This is a genomic window from Chloroflexota bacterium (assembly GCA_014360805.1).
GTDB lineage: Bacteria > Chloroflexota > Anaerolineae > DTLA01 > DTLA01 > DTLA01.
Genome location: JACIWU010000026.1, coordinates 17,407 through 36,066 on the forward strand (window position 1 = coordinate 17,407; position 18,660 = coordinate 36,066).

14 protein-coding genes are annotated in these 18,660 nt (G+C 67.5%); 12 read left to right on the forward strand and 2 right to left on the reverse strand.

Annotated features, from left to right (window positions below):
* Positions 1–16 precede the first annotated feature (16 nt).
* The 3 genes from H5T65_06245 to H5T65_06255 all read left to right on the forward strand — a co-directional run bounded on the left by H5T65_06245 (position 17) and on the right by H5T65_06255 (position 2,631).
* A complete protein-coding gene (locus H5T65_06245) occupies positions 17–1,570 on the forward strand; it encodes an AAA family ATPase (GenBank protein ID MBC7258829.1) in 1,554 nt (517 codons plus the stop codon).
* Positions 1,567–2,211 carry a dTMP kinase gene (locus H5T65_06250; GenBank protein ID MBC7258830.1) on the forward strand — a complete coding sequence of 215 codons (645 nt, stop codon included), beginning with the start codon at positions 1,567–1,569 and terminating at the stop codon, positions 2,209–2,211. The genes H5T65_06245 and H5T65_06250 overlap by 4 nt, the downstream gene beginning before the upstream one ends.
* Before the next feature lie 90 nt (positions 2,212–2,301).
* Complete coding sequence (locus H5T65_06255; protein ID MBC7258831.1) at positions 2,302–2,631, forward strand: cyclic-di-AMP receptor; 330 nt, start codon at positions 2,302–2,304, stop codon at positions 2,629–2,631.
* Here the strand turns inward: H5T65_06255 and H5T65_06260 are convergent.
* A complete protein-coding gene (locus H5T65_06260) occupies positions 2,628–3,020 on the reverse strand; it encodes a zinc ribbon domain-containing protein (protein MBC7258832.1) in 393 nt (130 codons plus the stop codon). The genes H5T65_06255 and H5T65_06260 overlap by 4 nt on opposite strands.
* Positions 3,021–3,315: 295 nt before the next feature.
* Here H5T65_06260 and H5T65_06265 point away from each other — a divergent pair, with 295 nt between their 5' ends.
* The 5 genes from H5T65_06265 (at position 3,316) to priA (ending at position 9,293) form a co-directional block, all read left to right on the forward strand.
* Entirely contained in the window at positions 3,316–3,576 is a 261-nt protein-coding gene (locus H5T65_06265; protein ID MBC7258833.1) for a DUF370 domain-containing protein, read from the forward strand.
* Positions 3,577–3,602: 26 nt separating this feature from the next.
* Positions 3,603–4,205, forward strand: coding sequence for a guanylate kinase (locus H5T65_06270; GenBank protein MBC7258834.1), 603 nt, complete (start codon positions 3,603–3,605; stop codon positions 4,203–4,205).
* A gap of 8 nt (positions 4,206–4,213) precedes the next feature.
* A complete protein-coding gene (locus tag H5T65_06275; GenBank protein MBC7258835.1) occupies positions 4,214–5,347 on the forward strand; it encodes a rhomboid family intramembrane serine protease in 1,134 nt (377 codons plus the stop codon).
* A 133-nt stretch (positions 5,348–5,480) separates the two neighbouring features.
* Entirely contained in the window at positions 5,481–6,305 is an 825-nt protein-coding gene (amrB, locus tag H5T65_06280) for an AmmeMemoRadiSam system protein B (protein MBC7258836.1), read from the forward strand.
* A 39-nt stretch (positions 6,306–6,344) separates the two neighbouring features.
* Complete coding sequence (priA, locus tag H5T65_06285) at positions 6,345–9,293, forward strand: primosomal protein N' (protein ID MBC7258837.1); 2,949 nt, start codon at positions 6,345–6,347, stop codon at positions 9,291–9,293.
* Between the two features lies 1 nt (position 9,294).
* On the opposite strand, the gene H5T65_06290 is transcribed toward priA, so the two are convergent.
* Positions 9,295–13,527, reverse strand: a complete 4,233-nt coding sequence (locus H5T65_06290; protein ID MBC7258838.1) for a right-handed parallel beta-helix repeat-containing protein — start codon at positions 13,525–13,527, stop codon at positions 9,295–9,297.
* 574 nt (positions 13,528–14,101) lie between these two features.
* Here H5T65_06290 and mrdA point away from each other — a divergent pair.
* Genes mrdA through H5T65_06310 form a run of 4 tightly spaced genes read left to right on the forward strand, consistent with a single transcriptional unit; the run spans position 14,102 to position 18,389 of the window.
* A complete protein-coding gene (mrdA, locus tag H5T65_06295) occupies positions 14,102–16,171 on the forward strand; it encodes a penicillin-binding protein 2 (GenBank protein ID MBC7258839.1) in 2,070 nt (689 codons plus the stop codon).
* 4 nt (positions 16,172–16,175) lie between these two features.
* Positions 16,176–16,433: a hypothetical protein gene (locus tag H5T65_06300; protein ID MBC7258840.1), complete on the forward strand. Its 258-nt coding sequence runs from the start codon at positions 16,176–16,178 to the stop codon at positions 16,431–16,433.
* Between the two features lie 18 nt (positions 16,434–16,451).
* Entirely contained in the window at positions 16,452–17,369 is a 918-nt protein-coding gene (locus tag H5T65_06305; protein MBC7258841.1) for a restriction endonuclease, read from the forward strand.
* Between the two features lie 24 nt (positions 17,370–17,393).
* Positions 17,394–18,389 (forward strand): dihydrodipicolinate reductase, encoded by a 996-nt coding sequence (locus tag H5T65_06310; protein MBC7258842.1) that lies wholly within the window; start codon positions 17,394–17,396, stop codon positions 18,387–18,389.
* The last annotated feature ends 271 nt before the right edge of the window (positions 18,390–18,660 follow it).

Below are 18,660 nucleotides of genomic sequence, written 5' to 3' on the forward strand. Positions count from 1 at the left end.
GAATGAGAACGATTCTATGGAACGCGTGGAGCGATTGAAACAACAGAAAATTACCGACGATTTGGAAGCCCTGGTCGCGGTCCTTCCGCCGCACATCCAGAAGGCCCTTCGCGAGGCAGACCGCGCCGACGAACTCCTGGAGGTGGTGCTGGACCTGGGACGACTTCCGGAGGCGCGCTTTCTCCATCACGAGGTCAAACTCTCGGATCATGAGGTAACGCGGGAAGACATCCAGCATGTGGTGAACCTCATCGGCGACTTCGGCGACGACAACCGCGCCGGCATAGAGCGCACGTTGCACCGCATCTCGGCCATCCGCAACCGCAAGGGCGACATCGTGGGGCTGACGTGCCGCGTGGGGCGCGCCGTGTACGGCACCATTGACATCATCCGCGACATCGTGGATTCGGGGCAGAGCATCCTCCTCCTGGGGCGGCCTGGCGTGGGCAAGACTACCATGCTCCGCGAGGTAGCCCGCGTCCTGGCCGAGACCAAGCGCGTCATCATCGTGGACACGTCCAACGAGATCGGCGGGGACGGCGACATCCCGCACCCCGCCATCGGGCGGGCGCGGCGCATGCAGGTGGAAACGCCCACCCTGCAGCACGCCGTCATGATTGAGGCGGTGGAGAACCACATGCCCGAGGTCATCATCATTGACGAGATCGGCACGGAACTGGAAGCGGCGGCCGCCCGCACCATCGCCGAGCGCGGCGTGCAATTGGTGGGCACGGCCCACGGCAACACGCTGGATAACCTGATGCTGAACCCGACCCTGTCGGATCTGGTGGGCGGCATCCAGTCGGTAACGCTGAGCGACGAAGAGGCCCGTCGGCGCGGCACACAGAAGTCCATCCTGGAGCGCAAGGCGCCCCCCACCTTTGACGTGGTGATTGAAATCCAGGACTGGCAGCGCCTGGCCATTCACAAGGACGTGGGGGCCGCCGTGGATGCCATCCTGCGCGGCCGCCCGCTGCCCGCCGAACTCCGCTACCGCGACGAGAATGGCGAGATTCGCGTGGAAGAAGCCTCGCTGCCGGCACTGAGCCTGGAAGAGCGCCCCGTTCGGGTAACGCCGCAGGCTCCGCAGTTGCGCGAGACGCTGAGCGTCTACGCCTACGGCGTGGGGCAGAACCGACTGCGTCAGGCGGCGACGAACCTCTCGCTGCCTGTGCGCCTGGTGGACGACCTGAAGAGCGCCGACGTGGTCATCACGCTGCGCAACTATTACCGCAAGCGCCCCCAGCCCATCGCCGACGCCGAGAGCCGCGGCATCCCCATCTACGTCCTGCGCAGCAACACCGTCTCGCAGATGGAAGGCTGCCTGGCCGACATCTTCGGCCTGACGGCGGAGGAGGCCGACCCATTCGCCATGGCCATGCGTGAGGCGCAGGACGCCATCCAGAAGGTGCTGGCCGGAGCCAAGATGGTGGAACTGCGCCCCCAGTCCGCCGACGTGCGCCGCTGGCAGCACCAACTGGCCCGCGAGGCTAACCTCATCTCGTTCAGTCAGGGACGCGAACCTCGGCGACGGGTTACCATCCTCCGCAACGATGGAGGGGTGCATTGAGCCTGTTCATCACCTTTGAGGGGCCTGAGGGTTCCGGCAAGACGACGCAATTGCAGGCGCTTCGGGGCCATCTGGAAGCCCGCGGGTTCCACGTGTATGCCCCCCGCGAACCCGGAGGCACGCGCATCGGCGACCTGGTGCGCGATATCGTGCTGAACCCGGAGCACACGGAGATGCAGCCCGCGGCGGAGATTCTGCTCTTCTCGGCGGCGCGGGCGCAATTGGTGGGGCAGGAGATTCGCCCGCGGCTGGCCCAGGGGCAAATCGTGCTCTGCGACCGCTACGCCGATTCCACCCTGGCCTACCAGGGGTACGGCCTGGGGCTGGATTTGCAGACGCTTCGCGTCATCACGGCCTTCGCCACCGGCGGGCTTCAGCCCGATCTGACGTTCCTGCTGGACGTGCCCGTGGAGGTGGGGCTGGCGCGCAAGCGAGGGCAGGCCGCCAACGAGTGGAACCGAATGGAGCGCCGCCAACGCGAATACCACGAGCGGGTTCGGGCCGGCTATCGGGAGATGGCCCAGGCAGAGCCGGCCCGCTGGCGCATTCTGGATGCGACGCGGGACTTTGACGATGTCCAGTCGGCCATTCGCGCCGAGGTGGACAGGCTTATCGGCAGCCTGCCGCAGAGTCGGAAATAGGTTGGGTATCGGCAGTTTCCCTACGCCACACCCGCGAGGCTGGGTCGGCATGAACGTACATGCCGCACAATCGTAGGCAAGGAGGAAGGGATGAAACTCATCATCAGCATTGTGAACTCGGATGACGCACGGCCTCTCGTGGATCAACTGCTCCGCAAGGGCCACCGCGCCACCGTCATCAGCACCACGGGTGGCTTTTTGCGCGAGGGGAACGCCACGATCCTGGTCGTAACGGAAGACGAGAAGGTACCCGAAGTGCTGGACACCATCCGCCAGAACTGCCACACGCGCACCCAGTTCGTGAACCCGCTGCCGCCGATCATGGAGCCAGGCGAATTGTACATGCCTACGCCGGTGGAGGTGCAGGTGGGCGGGGCCACGGTGTTCGTCGTCAACGTGGAACAGATGGCGAGGTTCTAGTCAGCGCCCATGGATGCATCGGTGCCCAGCCCCAGTTCGGGCATGTCCTTCTCAATCTGTTCGGGGGTCTGGCCGGCTTCCAGTCGGTCAACGACCTCTTCAAACTCTTCGCCTGCGTCTTCGCCGATTTCTTTGCTCATCTTGCGCATCCAGCGGGCGATGCTTTTCGGGTCGTTCTCGTCTACGTCTCCCAGGCTATCGGTGTCCATGAGGGCATCCAGGCGCGCTTCTTCGGACCGCAGCACGGCCACCCGCGACACCAGTCGGGTCAGGCGTGTCCCTCCACAGCGGGGGCAGCGGGCCTCTGCCGTCTGCGCCTCGGAGAGGGTTCGCCACAGGATGGAGACGCGCCGTCTGCAATCGGCACATCGGTACTCGTAGATAGGCATACGGCCCTCCGGATTCGTCAGGGTATCATCCGCGACGCCTATATTATACAGAGGTTCATCGGCAGGCAAAGTGGACAGGGAGTGCGGTAGTGTATACATTTCGGTGGAACCTTGTCAGACCGATGAGCGACAGCATGAAACGCATAGAGCGTAGGGCAGGTTTCCATACCTGCCCTCTGCCTTCGGCGGCTATGGAAAGCCGCCCTACGTGTCTTGGCATTGCGCCACCAAACCACCACGTGCGACGCACCTCGGAGGTACGTCGCACGTGAATCATGGCGTGTAGGAGGTTTCCATGCGAGCGGAAATGCTACACATCGGTTTTGGCGGGGTCGTGGCGGCCAACCGTATCCTGGCCATCGTCAGCCCCGACTCGGCTCCGGTCAAGCGGATGATCCGCGAGGCCAACGACGCCGGCCGCATCATTGACATGACCTACGGCCGCCGCACCAAGTCGGTCATCGTGCTGGACACCGGCCACCTGGCGCTGGCGGCTCTCCAGCCCGACACCATCGTGGGGCGCTTGCGACAGCAGCGGGAGAGGGAAGCGGAGTGAGCGGCGAACCGGTCTCCAACAAGGCGTTGGCCCCATCGGCGCCGCCACTGCTGGTCGTCATCTCCGGCCCGTCGGGCGTGGGCAAGGATTCGGTCGTGCGCCGCATGGCCGAATTGGGCTACCCGTTCCACTTCGTGGTTACGACGACGAGCCGCCCCCGCCGCGAAAACGAGGTGGATGGCTGCGACTACCACTTCGTAACCCCTGCCGAGTTTGAGGAGATGATCCGCAAAGACGAACTGCTGGAATACGCCATCGTGTACGGCCAATACAAGGGAATCCCCAAGGCGCACGTCCTCGCGGCGCTGGCCAGCGGCAAGGATGTCATCCTGCGCCTGGACGTGCAGGGAGCGGCGACCGTCCGCCGCCTGATTCCCGACGCCATCACCATCTTCCTCACGGCCGGCTCCGAGGAGGAATTGTTCCGCCGCCTGCGGATGCGCAAGACCGAAGACCCCGAACAACTCCGCAAGCGCATGGAGACGGCGCGCGAGGAAATGAAGCATCTGCCGGAATTTGACTACGTGGTGGTCAATTCGGACTGCCACCTGGACGACGCCGTGCGCGCCATCGCGGCCATCATCACGGCGGAGAAGTGCCGCACCCGACCGCGACGCGCGCACCTGTGAGGATTGCCATGCTGCCCCCCGCAGAAGACCCAACCCAGACGACCCCAAGCCCGCCGCGGACGGTGTCCCTGCCGCTGCCTGTGGCCCGACCTGTCCTCACGTGGGCGATTCTCGCCATCAACCTGCTGGTCTTCCTGGCGATGACCCTGGCCGGCGGCTCCGAGAACGCCGCTGTCCTGGTGCAGTTCGGCGCCAAGGTCAACGGGCGCATCGCCGCGGGCGAGTATTGGCGGTTCTTCACGCCGATGTTCATCCACATTGGCATCATGCACCTGGCGTTCAACTCGTATGCGCTGTTCGCGCTGGGCACCGAGGTGGAGCGCCTCTTCGGCAACGTCCCCTTCGGAGTTCTCTATCTCCTGTCGGGCGCTGCGGGCGTCGTCGCCAGTTTCGCTTTCAACGATCACCTTTCGGCGGGGGCATCGGGCGCGATCTTCGGGTTGATCGGGGCGCTGGGCTACTTCTTCGCGCGCTACCGCAACCTGCTGGGGCGGGCCGGGCGGCGGCAGTTTGTCAACATCGTGTTGGTGGCCGCGTATAACCTGGCCTTCGGGTTCTTGTATCCGGGCGTGGACAACCACGGCCATCTGGGCGGCCTCATCGCGGGCGTGGCGCTGGGTTGGGCGCTGTGCCCCGACTACGGCGTCGTGCGCGACTGGCAGGGAACGCCCGCCCAGGTAGTGAACACGCGCACGCGCCAACGCCGCCTGCTCCTCACGCTGCCGCTACTGGTCGCGCTCGTCGGCGGCGCGGGGGCCGCCGTGCGCGCGCAGAGGGATTCCTTCGCCGTGCGCATGGAGCGAGGCGCCGCCCGCCTAGACGCCGGCGACCTGAACGGCGCGCTGGCCGATTTCTCCCAGGCGGCGCAGGCGCGCCCCGATTCGGCCGAAGCCCACTTCATGCTGGGCTATGTGCAGTTTGCCCAACAGGACTACGCGGGCGCAGCCAATTCCTTTGAGAAAGCCGTGGCCCTGCGCGAAGACTGGAGCGAGGCGCACTGGAACCTTGCCCTGGCCTACGTGCGGCTCGGTCAGTATCAGGACGCGGCGAGCCACCTGCAGGTGTATTTGTCGCTTGTCGGCTCCGATGCGGAACGGAGGGAAGCGCAGCGCCTCCTGGGCGAGTTGAGCCAGTTCCGCTAGCGGGCATTTAGGAGCGGGTAGTCTCCCTGTAGCGTGAAGGGTGAAAAGAGGATAGAACGCTTGCGTACTCAGCGTTGACATTCCCCGTCAACGCTCGCGGGGAGACTACCGAGGAGTGAAAGGAGGGACGACTATGGCAGGCGAAACCGTGCGTCATTCGGTGATTGCGGGGACCTGGTATCCGGGCTCGCCCCCGCAGTTGCGGCGCATGATAGACGGGTTCGTGGAAAAGGTGCCCCCTGTGGAAATCCCCGGCCGCCTCGTCGCCTTGATCGCGCCTCACGCGGGGTACATCTACTCCGGCCCCGTGGCCGCCCACGCCTATGCCCTAGTGCGCGGGCGCACCTACGATTTGGTCGCCATCGTGTCGCCGGTGCACCGCATGTGGGTGGGAGAGGTTGCCTCCACCAGCGCCGACTTCTACGAGACGCCTCTCGGCCGGGTGCGCGTGGACCGCGAGGCGCTGGCCGCGCTGGAAAAGGAGATTCGGCTGCAGTACATCGGCCAGGACAACGAGCACTCGCTGGAGATTCAGTTGCCCTTCCTGCAACATCTCCTGGCGGGGGAGTTCGGCCTGCTGCCCGTGATGATGGGATCGCAGGAGTGGGACACATGCAAGGCCCTGGCGAGTGGCCTGGCGAAGGTGCTACAGGGCCGCAACGCGCTGCTGGTCGCCAGCACTGACCTGTCGCACTTCCATTCGCAACTCCAGGCCCAGCGGCTGGATCGCATCGTCGTGGACAAGGTGAACGCCTTTGACCCGGAAGGCCTCGCGCGCGAACTGGCGTCGGGGGCGACGGAAGCCTGCGGCGGCGGGCCGGTGGTAACCACCCTCCTCGCGGCCAAGGCCTTGGGCGCGACTGGGGCCCGCGTGCTGAAGTACGCCACGTCGGGCGACGTAACCGGCGACTACAGCGGCGTGGTGGGGTACATGGCGGCGGCCATCTTCGCGACCTAGCGGACAGGGCGCGGGCGGCCCGCCTCGTGTGGAGCAGGAATGCCGGAGTTTGCAGAAGTTGCCGTCAACCAGACGTTACGTCGGACGCGCGCCTCGGAACGGGCGGTGCCGGAGATCTTCGCCCCCTCGGCCCAGGGGGTGTTCCACTACCGCATCCCGCCCCACCTGGCCGCCGTGGTCAGCGTGGGGCAGATGGTGTGGGTTCCCTTCGGGCCGCACCGCGTGCAGGGGGTGATCCTGGGGTTCTCCGACACGGCCCCCGTGGAGAACGTGCGCGAACTGGACGGCATCGTAGAGGCCGAGCCTGCGCTCTCGCCTGCGCACATTGCCCTGGCGCGCTGGATTAGCGATTTCTACGTGTCGCCCCTGGCCGACGCGGTGCGGCTGATGCTCCCACCTGGCATGAGCCAGCGGCTGGAAACCGTTGTCCATCTGAAGGCAAGCCCGCCGTGGCCCGACGACTTGACCGCGAGCCAGAAGGCGCTGCTGGACTACCTGGCGCGGCGCAGCCCTCGCCGATGGGCGCTCCTGCGTCGCCGTTTCCCAACGTCGGAGTTGCGGCGCGACCTCAAGGCCCTGGAGGGGCGGGGACTCGTCGCCCGCGCGCGGCAACTGTCCCCACCGCGCGCCCAGCCGCGCTCCGAACGCTACGTGCGCCTCACCGCCACCGAGGCGCAGATTGCCTCGGCGCTGCCGCGCCTGGGGAAGTCCACCGCCGCGTCCCGCCTGCTGGCGCTGTTGGCCCGCAGCGAGCAACCCGTCTGGCCGCTGGACAAGGCATGCGAGCAGGCTGGCGCCTCTCCTGCGGCCGCGCGCAAACTGGCCGCGGGAGGCTGGGTGGCCCTTCAGCCGCGCCGCACGCTCATCGTGCTCGCCCAGCCGCCCGACAGCGCGCCTCCTGCCCGCCCCTCCCACGCCGCTGTCGTGGACTTCCTGCGGAAGGAGGGCGGCGTCGCGGAACAGGACGCCCTGATGCGGGAGGCCCGCGTCTCCGCCGCCGTCCTCCGCACGCTTGTGGACAAGGGGTGGGTGCGCCGCGTAACCGAAGAGCCGCGCATCCACCTGGCCGTGCCCCGCGACAGGGCGCTGGAGCAGGTCGCGGAGATGCAGGGCGTGGCGAAGTACCGCGCCATCCTGTCCGTGCTCCAGCAGGCCCAAGAGCCGCTCTGGCTGTCGTGGGTCTATGCCGAGACCGGCTGCGACCTGGACGACATCCGCGCGCTGGAGGAGCAGGGGCTTGTACAAATCGGCTACAAGGACGTGGAGCGTTCGCCCCTGGCCGACCGCCGGTTCCCGCCCGAGCCGCCGCCCACGCTGACGCCCGACCAGGAGCGCGTGTGGCGGGGCGTGTCCGAAGCCATGCGCGCCGACGCGAGTCAGGTGGTGCTCCTTCACGGCGTTACGGGCAGCGGCAAAACCGAAATCTACCTGCGCGCGCTGGACGAGACCCTTCGCGTCAACAAGCAAGCCATCGTCCTCGTGCCCGAAATCTCGCTGACGCCCCAGACGGTGCAACGGTTTGCATCCCGCTTCCCGGGCAAGGTTACCGTGCTGCACAGTGGCCTGTCGGAAGGCGAGCGGTTTGACCAGTGGCAGGGCGTGCGCGCGGGCAAGTACCCGGTGGTTGTGGGCGCGCGGTCGGCCCTGTTCGCGCCGGTGCGGCGCCTGGGGCTTATCATCCTGGACGAGGAACACGAGCCCTCGTACAAGAACGACCACACGCCTCGCTATCACGCGCGGGATGTCGCCGTGCAACTGGGGCAACTGACGGGCGCCACGGTGATCCTGGGCAGCGCGACGCCCGACGTGGTTACGTACACCCTGGCCAAGCAGGGCCGCTACCGCCTGCTGGAACTCCCCCAGCGCATCCTGTGGAGCCGCCAACGCATGGAGGAAGCCCGCAGGGGGTTGCCGGCGTCGCGATTGCACGCCCCCGAAGCCGCGTCGGTGATCTTCAGCGACCTGCCTCGCGTGGAAATCGTGGACCTGCGGCGCGAACTGCTGGAGGGGAATCGGAGCATCTTCAGCCGCGCCCTTCAGGCGGGATTGCGCGAGACGCTGGCCGCCGGCCACCAGGCGATCCTGTTCCTGAACCGTCGCGGCGCTGCCTCCTTCGTGATCTGCCGCGACTGCGGCTACGTGGCCCAGTGCAAGCGCTGCGAACTGCCGCTCACGTACCACAGCGCGGCCAGCGCCCTGGTGTGCCATCACTGCAACCGCCGCGAGACGGCGCCCACCACGTGCCCGGTCTGCGGCAGCACGCGCATTCGCTACTTGGGCCTGGGCACGCAGAAGGTGGAAGAGACGGTGCGGGAGATGTTCCCCAGCGCCCGCACGCTGCGCTGGGACCGCGACACCGCCGGCCAGCCCAGGGCCTACGACGAACTGCTGGAGCACTTCATCCGCGGCCGCGCCGACATCCTCATCGGGACGCAGATGATTGCGAAGGGGCTGGATTTGCCCCGCGTTACCCTGGTGGGTGTCGTCAGCGCGGACACGGCGCTATACCTGCCCGACTTCCGCGCTGCCGAGCGAACGTTCCAACTGCTGGCGCAGGTGGCGGGACGGGCAGGGCGGAGCATCCTGGGCGGGCGCGTGATCATCCAGACCTACACGCCCCAGCAGCCGTGCATTCAGGCGGCCGGCCGCCACGACTACGCTGCCTTCTACGAGCACGAGATCGCCTTCCGGCGCGAGCACGGCTACCCTCCCTTCTCGCGCATGGCGCGCCTGCTGTACACCGACAGCAGCCTCCGCCGATGCCGCGAGGAAAGCGCCCGCATGCGCGAATACCTGGACGACCGCGTTCGGCGGCTTGGCCTCCCCTGGGTGGACATCGTAGGCCCCGCGCCGTGCTTCCTGCCGCGACTGCGGGGGGAGTTCCGCTGGCACATCATCATCCGCACCGACGACCCCTACACGCTGCTTGCGAACCTGGCCTACGACGCGCGTTGGCGCGTGGACATAGACCCCGTGGACTTCGTCTAGGTCAGGGCTTGCCGACGCGGATGAAAGGCAGGCCCAGCCGGTAGCGCGTGGGCACGCGCGTGCTCGTGGGCACCGGATTCGCCGTCGGCGTCCGTGTGGGCGTGGCCGTGGCCGTGGGAGAGGGCATGGCCGTGGGGGATGGGGTCGCCGTGGGTGTCGGCGTGCGTGTGGGCGACGGCGTCGGCGAGGCCGTGCGGGTCGGCGAGGCGGTCCGCGTCGGCGTCGGCGATGGCGTTTGCTGCGCGGCGCACTGCACCAGCACCTCGGAGTAGGACAGGGCCTCGGGCGCCTCGTTGGCGCGGACGCGGACGGTGTTGGTGATCGTGGTCCCCTCGGTCAGGTACAGGGCTGTGGACACCTCAAGGTACAGCGTCAACCGCGAATGCGCATCCAAAGTCTCTACAATCCAACCCACCTCGCGGTCCGAGAAGATCTGCGCGCCCGGGCTGGAGCCGCCAGCGGAGAAAAACGACCCGTTGGGCAGGATGTCGCGCACCAAGAGGTTGGTGAGGATGGTGTCGCCGGTGTTCTCCACCGTGATCGTGAACCGCAAGGGCCTCCCCGCGCAGATGATCGTCTGCCAGGGTTCGTTCTGCACGGTCAACGCATTGTAGAACTCCACGGTGATCTGGTCGGACCCGGCCCCCGATTCGGCCCGCACGTGCGCGGTGCCGGTGGACATGCCGGATGTGAGGTGGATGCGGGCCGCGCCATCGGTCGTCGTGGCCACCGCAATCGTCCCGCCGTTGAGCGTGCCCAAGTCCGTGGAGAACGTTACCAGCGTCCCGTCGGCGACCGGGTTGCCGAATCGGTCCGCGACGTGCGCGACCAGTTCCGCGCTGTAGCCGCCCACGGCGATGCGAGGCCGGTCGCTGGACAGGGCCAACGTCGCGGGCGCATCGGGCACGAACGTAACGTACACGGCGCGGTAGGCGGATGCGCCCGAGCGCACCCCTACCGTCGCCGTCCCCGCCCGTGTGGACGAGCGAAGGGTGGCGAACGCCTGGCCGCCCGCGGTGGTCGTGCTGACGCTGGGCTGGCCGTTGAAGTCCCCCAGGTCTGTGGTGAACGTAACGGGCGTGCCGTCGGCGACCGGGTTGCCGAATCGGTCGGTGATGCGCGCCCTTACCTGCGTTGTCGCGCCGCCCACGGACACAATCGGCGGGGCCGCGTCGCCGCTGATGGCCGCGGGGGGGCCGGGGACGAACTGGATGCGGATGGCGTCCGAATCGCCCACGACCTGCGCGCGGACGGTCGCCGTAGCCACCTGCGTGCTGGACAGAAGGTAGGCCTCCGCCTCCCCGTTGACGGTTCCGGTGATGTACGTTGTGCCCGTGCCGAAGGAGCCGTGGTCGGTCTCAAAGGTTACCACCGTCCCGTCGGGCACCGGATTGGAGTTGTTGTCCGTTACGATGGCGACAAGCCTGGCGCGCTGGCCGCCCACTTCCACCGCCGTGGGGTCCGCGCCCAGCCGCACCGTGGCGGGGGACCCGCCGGTGGACGTTGCGGTGAACCGCACGGGCGAACCCTTCGCGCCAGGGACGGAGGCGGTGATTTGATACAGCCCCACCTGGGGGCCGAAGGTGAACGTGGTGCTGGCCAGCCCGGCGGCATTTGTAACGGCGACGGGGTTGGAGAACTGGTACCCTTGCGCGCCGGCGGGGCCGCTTTCCACGGCGAATTGCACCGGCACGCCCGCCACGGGGTTGCCGCAGGCGTCGCGCACCCGCACGACGAGCGGGTTGGGCAGGCTGGAGCCCACCTGCGCCGCCTGCCCGTCGCCGGAAACCAGGGCCAGGCTGTCCGCCGGGTTCAACTGCGCGTAGCCGATGGCATAGGCGCTCTGCCCCTGAAGCCCCACCCGCCACATCTTGTAGAAGGCGGCTGGCCCCTTGCCGTCAAACTGCTCGGCGTGGAACACCACCGCGGGGGCGAAGTTGCCGTTGGCATTCCAACTGCCTGGCGCACCCCTTCGCCCCGCGCCCCAGATGGGCGCGCTGCCGCCGAGCCGAGTCCAGTTGACCAGGTCGGTGGAGATGGCGGTCCCGATGCCTTCCGTTACCGAGGTCTGCCCGCCGGAATACCACAGGCGATACACGCCATCGCCGCCCAAGATGACGCTGGCCAGGCCCACTTGGCCGCTGTCCCACGCGCCCGCGGGGCCTGGGCCGAACACCGGCGCGCCCGTGCCGCTCCACAGCAGGCCGTCGGCCGAATACGCCAGGCCGAGCCTGCGCGTGCTGCCGTCGGTGGCGTCGTAGAGCATCACGAACCGATAGTTGCGGGGGTCGGTTCCGCTGTTCGGGGCCGATGGGTTGTACAGCACCGCGGACGGCCCCAGCGTCCCGCGGTTCCAGCCCGCCGTGCCGATGACCAGCGGGTTGGCGGCGTCTTGGGCAATGGCCTGGTCGTTGCTCCACGCCAGGCCGTTGTCGGACTCGGCGTAGCGGATGGCCGATGGCAGGAAGGTGATGGTGGAATCTCGGTACCAGATGCGGAAGGGCGCGCCCCCGCCAAATCCGCCCGGGTCGTACAGCACGCGGCCCTGGCGGGCGTTTCGCAGGCCGGTTACCAGGCCCTTCTGCAGCCAGGCGATGCCGTCATACGACTCGGCGTAGGCGATGCCCGCAGCCGTGGAGTACCACATGCGGTAGGGCGTGCTCCACGCCGGGTTGAACAGCACCGACGGCGCGGCGGTGTCGCCATCGGCGATGGTGAAAACGGGATTGGGCGTCGGCTCTTGCCACGTCTGGTAGCCGCACGGCGCGAAGAAGACCTGGCCGGAGACGCTTATGCCGCGCACTGTGTCGCTGACCACGACCGTCGCCGTGCCGGGCGTGCCGTCGGCGTACAGTTTGGCCGACGCCACGCCGTCCTGCGCCGTTGTCGTGTACTCGTTCGTGCCGCTGATGAAATGCCCCAGGTTGGTTCGGAAGACGACCTCGCCGCCCTGGATGGGGCGCAACTGGATGTCGCGTAGCGAAGCCGTGAGCAGGCTGTATCCGCTCGTGTCCGCGCCGACGGAGGGAGGCTCGGCCCACACCGACAACAGGAGCACCGGGTAGGCATCCACCGCGTGGGCAAGCCCGTCCACGGCGTAGGGCGTGTCGCCGATGCCGTCGGCGTTCGCGTCCGGGCCGGAGTAGTCGTCCCAGAAGTTGCCCAGGCGGGTCGCGGCGCTGTACCAAACGTTGCCGGCGCTATCGTCCCGCGCGGGTCTCGCGTTGCCCGAGAATTGATTGCCGTACAGGGTGCAGTTGGTCGCGCTTTCTATGAGCAGGGCCGGCTCCGAGAAGGCGAAGCCGTTGCCGGTGATCCTGTTGTTGAGAATCCGAACCGACGAGAGAGGAGCGCCCACGAGGGCGATGCCCCGACGGCCGTTGCCGGTGATCGTCTGGGCGTCCACGGTGGAGCCGCTGGCGCCGCTCACCAGTCGGATGCCGTCGCCGGTGTTGTCCGCGATGGTGTTCTCGCGCAGGGTGTTGTTGGGGCCTGCCACCAGGATTGCGCCGGCCAGGTTGTTGTCGTGGATGCGGTTCTGGGTAATCGTGTTGCTCTCGGAACCGCCGATGATGGCGATGCCCCACTGGGCGGGGGCGTCGGCCTGGGCAATCTCGTTGTACGCGACCAGGCTGTACCTGCTCCGTTCCAGCGACAGGGCCGTTCCCTGAACCCGGAGGAACTGATTGAAGGACACGGTGGCGTTGTCGGTGCCCTGGATGTACACGCCTTCGCCGCCGATGTCGGCGATATCGTTGGCCAGGACGACCGTCTGCGTAGAGGCTGTGCCAAAGACCGCCTCGCCGAGGAAGCCCACGACGCGGGAGTTCCCAAATGTTGCGCGGTTGCCCGTGATGCGCACGCCCGTCGTGGCCACGCCTTCGTTGACGACGCCAACGCCGTCCACGACGACATCCGAGGCAGCCACGGTGATGGCCGTGCCCGACGTGGCGTAGAGGATGGTGGCGAAGCGCCCCTCGCCGCGCAGCCTCACGGGCTTGGTGATGGTGATGGGCGCGGCGTATCGGCCGCGGGCCACGATGACCTCCCCGCCGTCCGCGACGGCCGCCAGCGCCGGGGGTATGGACGCGAAGTGGGTGGTGCCCCAGCCGGGCGTCGCCGCCGAGTAGTCGTCGTCCACCCAGACTTGGGAGGGGGCCGCCGTCGTTACGCGGGCAAGCGGGAACGCCCAGGCCACCAGCAGCGCCACCATGCACACAACGCTGGCGACCACGTGTGCCCTTTTCCGCGCAGTAAGGGTGCGACTGTTTTCAGAATGGATGCATCCCACTTCTCTGGCCCCTGGAGCCGAATCTGGGCAAAGGCCCCAAATACAAGCGAACCAACCCTACGGATTCGCGCTATCCCGCAAGGTTGGTCTCCACGCGCAAGGCAGCAGCGAGGCGACGCCACCACGGCTGCCTTAGGGTGCCGCCACGATGATTTGCCGACGAGTCTGCCAAGCCGCGGGAGACTGACAGGGCACGCCGTTGCCAACGCCGTACTTGCAACCCTGGGCCGATTCTAGCATACAGCCCCGTATCTGTCAACCCGCCGCCGAGGGCGTGGCGGGCGGACATCGCGCAGGCAGCGCCCTGCCTCACTGCCGATAACGCAGCGGGCGGGCGGCGGATACCGCCGAGTCCAGATGCGACGCGTTTCCGAAAGTGCGTCGCGCCTTGGTCGCCAACACAAGACGAAGCCGAATCTTCCCCTGCCTGCATTTTACGGAACCGCTTCCTCGCGCTATACTTGTCCTGAATCAGGGAGTGCCTGTTGCAGATTCATCGGTCGTATTGGAGATGCCCATGTTCCGGCTGCGCGCGTTCGTTCCTGCACTGCTGGTTGTCCTGTTGGCGGCTTCGGCCTGCAAGGCGCGGCCGACCACTTCGGCGACGCCCGCGGCGGCCAATGACCCCGCCGAGGTGGTGAGCACGTTCCTGACCGCATGGAGCCAAGCGCGCTACGCCGACATGTACCGCCTGCTGTCGCCGGATGACCAGGCCGCCTACGCCGAGGATGCCTTCATCTCGGCCTACCGGGACTTCGCCAGCGCCGCCAAACTCACCGCCGTAACGCCGCAGGTCATCTCGCTCTTGGTGGACAAGGATCAGGCGCGGGCGCGGTTCCGCGTGGCCTACAGCAGCCAGGCGGTCGGCGACTTTGAGCGCGAGAACGTGCTGACGCTGGCCCTGGCCGCAAACGAGTGGCGGGTGCGGTGGTCGCCCGCCGCCATCCTGCCCGAAATGCAGCCAGGGGACACGGTGCATGTTCTGTACCAGGCCTCGGTGCGCGGGAACATCTACGACCGCGCGGGGCACGCGCTGGCCGCTCAGGACACGTATGTAACCGTTGGCGTCGTCCCGGCTCTGATTCAAGACGAGCGCACGCTCCTCGCCACGCTGAGCAGGGTGCTGGGCCAGCCGCCTTCCGCCGTTCAGGAGAAGTACAAGAATGCGGCCCGCGCCGACTGGTTCATGCCCGTCGGCGACCTCTCGCCGGAGCAGGCCCGGGCATTCTACGACGAACTGCGCGCCGTGCCCGGCATAGAACTGCGGGAGACGTTGCGCCGCGCCTACCCCGACGGGGCGCTCTTCGCCCATGTGGTGGGCTACCTGGGTCGTATCAGCGAGGACGAACTGCGGACCCTGCACGCCAAGGGCTACCAGAGCGACGACTTCATCGGCAAGAGCGGCCTGGAAGCCTGGGCCGAGTCCTATCTGGCCGGGCAGCGCGGCGCGCAACTGATAGTCCTCACGAAGGACGGGCAGGTGCGCACCATCGCCGCCCAACGCCCAGCCCTGCATTCGCGCAACGTCATCGTTACGCTCAACACGGCGCTCCAACAGGCCGCAACCGAGGCCCTCGGCGACCGCCAGGGCGCGATTGTGGCGTTGGACCCGCGCGACGGTGCGGTGCTCGCCATGGTGAGTTACCCCGCCTTTGACCCCAACGACTTCGCCGCGGGCGTATCCGCCACGGTGTGGAGCGCCCTTACCGGGGATGCGCGAAAGCCCCTGCTCAACCGCGCGACGCAGGCGGTGTACCCCGCAGGTTCCATCTTCAAGGTGGTTACCATGGCGGCGGCGCTGGAGAACACGGGGTTCACCGCCGGCAGCACCTTCACCTGCACGGGCGCTTGGTCTGCCTACAACCGTACCTGGAAGTGCTACGGCGTGCACGGGACATTGGACCTGGTGCGCGGGCTGACGCAATCGTGCGACGTGGTGTTCTACACGCTGGGGAAGGCGCTCTACGAGGCGGACCCAGATGCGCTGTCGCGCATGGCCCGCGCGTTCGGCCTGGGCGCGCCCACGGGGATTGACCTCATCGGCGAAGCGCCCGGCCTGGTGCCCGACGATGCCTGGAAGCAACGAGCGCGCGGCGAACCCTGGTACCCCGGCGACAGCATCAATCTGGCCATCGGCCAGGGCGACCTGCTGGTAACCCCGCTCCAGATCGCCACGCTCTACGCCGCCATCGCCAACGGCGGCACGCTCTACCGGCCCCACGTGGTGGCCGAGATTCCCGCCTGGACCGAGGGCGAGCCGGACATCCGCATCCAGCCGGAGGTCATCGGCAGGCTCCCTGTGTCCGCCGAGCACCTGGCCGCCATTCGGCGCGGGCTGGAAGGCGTAACACAGCCGCCCTACGGGACCTCGTGGCGCGTGTTCCAGGGGATGCCGGTGTCGGTTGCGGGCAAGAGCGGCACCGCCGAGAATATCTACGAACTGCCGCATTCGTGGTGGGTGGGCTACGCGCCGGCGGACAATCCGGAGATCGTCGTCGCGGCTATCGTGGAGAATGTGGGCGAGGGCAGCCGGTATGCGGCGCCCATCGTGCGGCAGGTGCTGGAAGCGTGGCTACAGTTGAGGTGATTTCGTGAGAACGGATACACTACAAACGACGCATGCCTTTGACAATGTGGTGATCCCCGAATATGATATCGCCGCAGGCGCGCTGGTTCGCGTGCGGCATGGCGACGCCGAAATCGTGCTGCACGTGCTGGACGACGTGCCCTTCGGCTGCCTGCTGGCCGTGCGCGACATCCCCAGAGGCCACCCGATTGTGCGAGGCGGCGTGCAGGTTGGCGTGGCCGCCGTGCACGTCCGCGCCGGGCAGCGGGTGGACATTCGCTGAGCGTGAGGAGGGCGCATCATGGGAGCCAACATCGGGCTGATGGATATTCTCTTCCCCATCTTTGACCTCGTGTTTGATTTCTGGCCTGTGGCGCTGGTTACGTCGGTGCTCGGCGCGCGCAGACACTTCCTTCGCGTTGCCCTGGCGATGTGGGCATTCTTCGGGCTGATGCGCGCGATCCTTCTCTTCAATCCCACCCCCATCAAGCAGTCGCTCCTCATCCCCGAGCCGCAAAGCACGGGCTGGTTTCTTGTGGTCGGCGCCGTCTTGGGCCTCGTGCAGTTGGGCCTGATCGCGCGGGACGCATTGCGCACCCCAGGTGGAAGATTCAGCCACGTCGCAACGGTGGACGACCTTCTGAAACTGTCGCCCCGCGCGTTTGAGGAGATGGTAACCGAACTGTATCGGGCCTATGGGCACGACGCGAAGCGCACGGGGGCCACCGGCGATCACGGCGTGGATGTGCGAGTTCGCGCCGCGAACGGCGAGAAATGGGTGGTGCAGTGCAAACGCTGGCGCACGCCCGTGGGCGAGCCGATCGTCCGCGATTTCTACGGGATGATGCAACATGAGAAGGCGGACAAGGGGGCCATCATCGCCATTCGCGGATTTACCCCGCAGGCGCGGGATTGGGCCCAGGGCAAGCCCATCATCCTCTACGATGGGAACGAATTTCTGAAGGCGTGGAAGCGCGCCGTGAAACCGGCGGAACCCAAGAAGACGCCGTCCGCGCCCGCCAAAGACGCCGCCGGGCCATCGCCTGCCCCCACCCGCGCCGCCGACCCGCCGCTATGCCCGAACCGCGGCGTGCCCATGGTGCTTCGCGTCGCCTCAAGAGGGGAACACCAGGGCAAGCCTTTCTACGGCTGCCCCAACTACCCACGGTGCCGCGAGGTCGTGCCCATTCCGGACGGCGCGGATGTGTCCGCCGAGTAAACCACTTTGCATAAGGAGGGTCGGATGTCAGCTTCGGTTCGCGTAATTCAATACGGCCTGGGCCCTATCGGCAGCGCCATCGCGCGCCACGTTACCGAACGCGAGGGCCTGCGGCTGGTCGGGGCGGTGGACGTGGACCCGGCCAAGGTGGGCCGAGACGCGGGCGAGGTCATCGGCCTGGGGAGGCCGTTGGGCTTCCCGGTTGCGGCCACGCTCGCCGAGGCGCTGGCCCGCGCGGAGGCCGACGTGGCCTTGCACGCCACCAGTTCCTACTTTGACCGATTCAAGCCCCAGATTCTGGGACTCCTAGACGCCGGCCTGGACGTCGTCTCCACCGCCGAGGAACTGTCGTTCCCCTGGTTGGCGCACCCCGCGGAAGCGCGGGAGATAGACGCCGCCGCGAAACGGGCGGGGAAAACGGTGCTCGGAACCGGCATCAACCCTGGGTTCCTCATGGACTCGCTGCCCCTGTTCCTGACGGCCATCTGCCAGCGAGTGGATCACATAGAAGTCCGGCGGGCACAGAACGCCTCGCTGCGGCGCGGGCCGTTCCAGGCCAAGATCGGCGCGGGGCTGACAGTGGACGAATTCCAGGAGCGCATGGCCGCCGGACGCATGGGACACGTGGGCCTGCCGGAGTCCGTCGGCATGGTGTTCCACACGCTGGGGCGCACGCTGGTGCGGTACGAATCGGCCGTGGAGCCGGTGGTGGCCACGAGGCGCGTCGTTACCGAGTTCTTTGACGTGCCGCCGGGCCGCGTCATCGGGCTGAAGCAGACGGCCCGTGGGTTCGCGCCCGAGGGTGAATTCGTGGCCCTGACGTTCCTGGCCGCGCTGGACGCCGAGGAGAACGCCGACACCATCCGCATCAAGGGGGTGCCCGAACTGGAGGTCAGGCTCCAGGGCACCAATGGCGACGCGGCCACCGTTGCCATCGCCGTCAACGCCATCCGGCGCGTGCGTGAGGCCGCGCCTGGACTGGTAACGATGCCCGACCTGCCCCTCATCACGCACGGGTAGCCGGCCCGCGCCGGTGAGGAATGCTGCGCGCGGGGCTAAACCCCCGCGCTGGGGGCGTCTGGAGCGCGAAGGACGCGAAAGGGCGCGAAAACCGCGTCCGGCTGGCGCGCAGGGCTAAACCCCCGCGCTGAAAGAACAAAGCCCCTTCGGGGCTTCGCCCGTTCAGCCCGATGCTTCAGCGTCGGGCGGGGCGGGGTGAAGGCGCACCTCACCCCCGGCCTTCGGCCTCCCCCTCGCCGTGGGCGGAGATGTGGAGCAAATTGCCAATTTG